This window comes from Mesorhizobium sp. M8A.F.Ca.ET.021.01.1.1 (assembly GCF_003998025.1).
GTDB lineage: Bacteria > Pseudomonadota > Alphaproteobacteria > Rhizobiales > Rhizobiaceae > Mesorhizobium.
This window is the reverse complement of sequence record NZ_RZSJ01000657.1, coordinates 1-3,260: the sequence shown is the minus strand read 5'-3', so window position 1 is coordinate 3,260 and position 3,260 is coordinate 1. Positions and strand designations below refer to the sequence as shown.

Below are 3,260 nucleotides of genomic sequence, written 5' to 3'. Positions count from 1 at the left end.
CCGATGCGGCGGTTCGCGATTGCTGGTCGATCTGATCGGAAGGCGAACATGCGGTGCAAATCGCAAGCGTCAGCAACCACATGGGGCCAAGAGGGCCAGCTTGGCCTTTGCCGTCGATTGCAAGGCATTGGATGCGCCACACGGTAAGCTCCCCGCGCCAGAGACAAGCATCCGGCGTTTTGCCTTGACCTAGCGCGCCGCGACAGTGCGTCAACGGGACCGAAGTCCTGCAGGCCCTCGTATCGGGCCTTGGCAAGTCGGCCTGTAGCCTGAACACCCGTAGCCAAGTCACATGACGGAGGAACAATCGTCGCTGCGGCAAGTTGGATCGTTGCAATACATCGTCAGGTCGCTTGGGCAGGGAAAGAGACGAAAATGACTTCGGAATCGCGTCGCTCGCCACGCAAACCGTATGGCGGACCGGCCGGCGGCTGGGGCTCCGCAAAATCTGTCACAGCAATCACAGTCCAGGAACACGTGCCTCTCAAAGGGCCGAAGCTGCTGGCGGTGCAGAACAAGCCGGAAGGCTATATGTGCGTCAGCTGTGCCTGGGCGAAGCCGGCCAAGACGCACCCGCTCGAGTTCTGTGAGAACGGCGCGAAGGCGACGGCTTGGGAAGTCACGTCGCGGCGCGCCGGCCCAGATTTTTTCGAGAAGCACACTCTGGGCGAACTGGAACGCTGGGCGGACCATGATCTGGAGGAACAGGGGCGGTTGACCCATCCCATGCGCTGGGATGCAGCCACGGACAGGTACCTACCGGTGGCGTGGAGCGAAGCATTCGCCGAGATCGGACGGGAACTGCGTGCGCTCGATCCGCGGCAGGTCGACCTCTACACCTCAGGGCGCGCCTCGCTCGAGACCAGCTACATGTATCAGCTGTTCGCTCGCATGTATGGCAGCAACAATCTGCCCGACAGTTCGAACATGTGCCACGAAAGCTCGTCGGTGGCTCTTCCCGAAAGCATCGGCGCCTCGGTCGGCACGGCGATCCTGTCGGACTTCGAAAACACCGACTGCATATTCTACATCGCCCAGAATGTCGGAACGTCGTCGCCTCGCCTGCTCCACGACCTTCAGGATGCAGTCAATCGCGGCGTAAAGATCGTCACCTTCAACCTGCTTCACGAGCGTGGCCTGGAGCGCTTCGTCAATCCGCAATCGCCCGTCCAGATGCTGACCGGCAAAGAGACGAAGATTTCGTCGGAATACTACCAGGTCAACAATGGCGGCGATATCGCGGCGCTGTTCGGCGTCTGCAAGGCGCTGATCGAGGCCGACGACATTCTAAAGGCCTCCGGCAAAAGCATCGTTGCGGGGGAGGATGGCAAGCCGAAAGATCCCGGCAATGCGGCAATGGTCGCGTTCGCGGCCTCAATGCGCGCAGCCGACAAGAAACACGTGCTCGACCACGATTTCATCAATCAGCACACGACCGGGTTTGAAGAATTCGCTGAGGCGTGCCGTGGTCATCGCTGGGAGGAGCTGGAGCGTGTCTCCGGCCTCAGTCGCGACCAGATGATGCAGGCCGCTGCGACCTATGCCAACGCCGATGCAGTGCTGTCCGTCTATGGCATGGGGCTGACGCAACATCTGATGGGGGTCCAGAACGTCCATATGGTCTGCAATCTTGCCTTGCTGCGCGGCAATATCGGCAAGCCCGGGGCAAATATCTGCGCCGTGCGCGGGCATTCCAACGTGCAGGGCCAGCGCACCGTCGGGATCACGGAAAAGCCGGGTCTCGTCCCATTGGACAAGCTCGCCGAGCTGTATGGCTTCCAACCGCCGCGCTGGACCGGCCGCTCGACGGTGGAGACATGCGAAGCCATCATGAATGGCCAATCCCGTGCTTTCATCAGCCTCGGCGGCAATTTCCTGAAAGCGGTCCCAGATACCGACGCAATGGAACAGGGATGGCGCAAACTGCGCCTGAGCGTTCAGATCGCGACGAAGCTGAACCGTAGCCATGTCGTGCATGGCGAGATCGCCTACCTGCTCCCCTGTCTGGGGCGTATCGAAGTGGACGAACAGGCGACAGGCCCTCAAGCGGTCTCCATGGAAAGCTCCATCGCCCATTTCCATGGGTCGCGCGGCCAAGCTCAACCCGCGAGCACGGAACTCCTTTCGGAACCGGCCATCGTCGCCGGCATCGCCAAGGCCACGCTCGGTGACACCAAGGTTCCATGGGACGCCTGGGTCGGCAACTATGCCGAAATACGGGACGCCATCGAGCGCACCTACCCGGAAACCTTCAAGGACTTCAACAAGCGGCTTTTCAAACCGGGGGGCTTCGCCAGGCCGTTGCCGGCGCGCGAGCGCAAATGGGTGACACAAAGCGGCAAGGCGAATTTCATCACGCCGGAAAGACTTTTTCCGGAGTTGGGGACTGAGCGGAGCGCCGATGTCCTCCATCTCGCGACGCTTCGCTCCAACGACCAGTTCAACACCACGATCTACGGTTACAGCGACCGTTTCCGCGGCATCAGCGGCACGCGCCGGGTCGTGTTCCTGAACCGAAAGGACATTGCGCGTCTGGGGCTCGCCGAGGGCGAGAACGTCGACCTGACGACAGCAATCGACGCGGCGACCGCTCGCGTCGTGACGAACTTGAAGGTCGTCGCCTATGACATCCCGAAGGGTTGCTGCGCGGCCTATTATCCTGAGACGAACCCGCTGTTCCCGCTGGCGCATCACGACCCGAAGTCGAAGACGCCATCCTACAAACTCTTGCCGGTCCGTCTCAGCCGATCGCGCACCGGTCCTGATGGTTGAATTCCAGAGCGGTATCTTTCCACTAGGATCGCTCTATCTCATTGTTTAACGCAATTCCGGGCCGAAACCATTCTAGTCGCTCCTGGGATTGCTCTCGGGCGGAGGGCCGCTTGGCAGAGAAGGTTTCCAGCTCTTCGAAGGCAGTGTTCGCGCTGGCGGGAGTTCTATTCCTTGCCGCTTCCGGGGCGATCCTGGGATGGTTCCGGCAGCCGAGAGAGCTTCGCCTCGACCCACCCCTCTCGGCCAATCTCGACCGCATCAAGCTGATGCCAAACGGCATCAGCGGATCGCCTCCCGAAAGCTATTTCGCAATCGGCAAACCTTATGAATCCGACGCCTGGAACCTCAGCCAGGGCAAGCGGCTTTATGCGTGGTTCGGTTGCGGCTCCTGCCATGGCGACGGCCGCGGCGGCGTCGGTCCCTCCTTCCTCGATGGCTGGTGGCTTTACGGCCCCGAAATGGTCTCGATCGTCGCCTCCATTCGGGAC

Annotated in this window: 2 protein-coding genes; both read left to right on the top strand. The window is 61.2% G+C overall.

Annotated features, from left to right (window positions below; all coding sequences use genetic code 11):
- Window positions 1–375 precede the first annotated feature (375 nt).
- The gene (locus tag EOA36_RS31635) at window positions 376–2,772 is read left to right on the top strand and encodes an FdhF/YdeP family oxidoreductase (protein ID WP_127280786.1); all 2,397 of its coding nucleotides are present in this window, start codon (window positions 376–378) and stop codon (window positions 2,770–2,772) included.
- 143 nt (window positions 2,773–2,915) lie between these two features.
- Window positions 2,916–3,260: cytochrome c (locus EOA36_RS31630; protein WP_245464526.1), on the top strand; the 345-nt coding region annotated here is incomplete at its 3' end.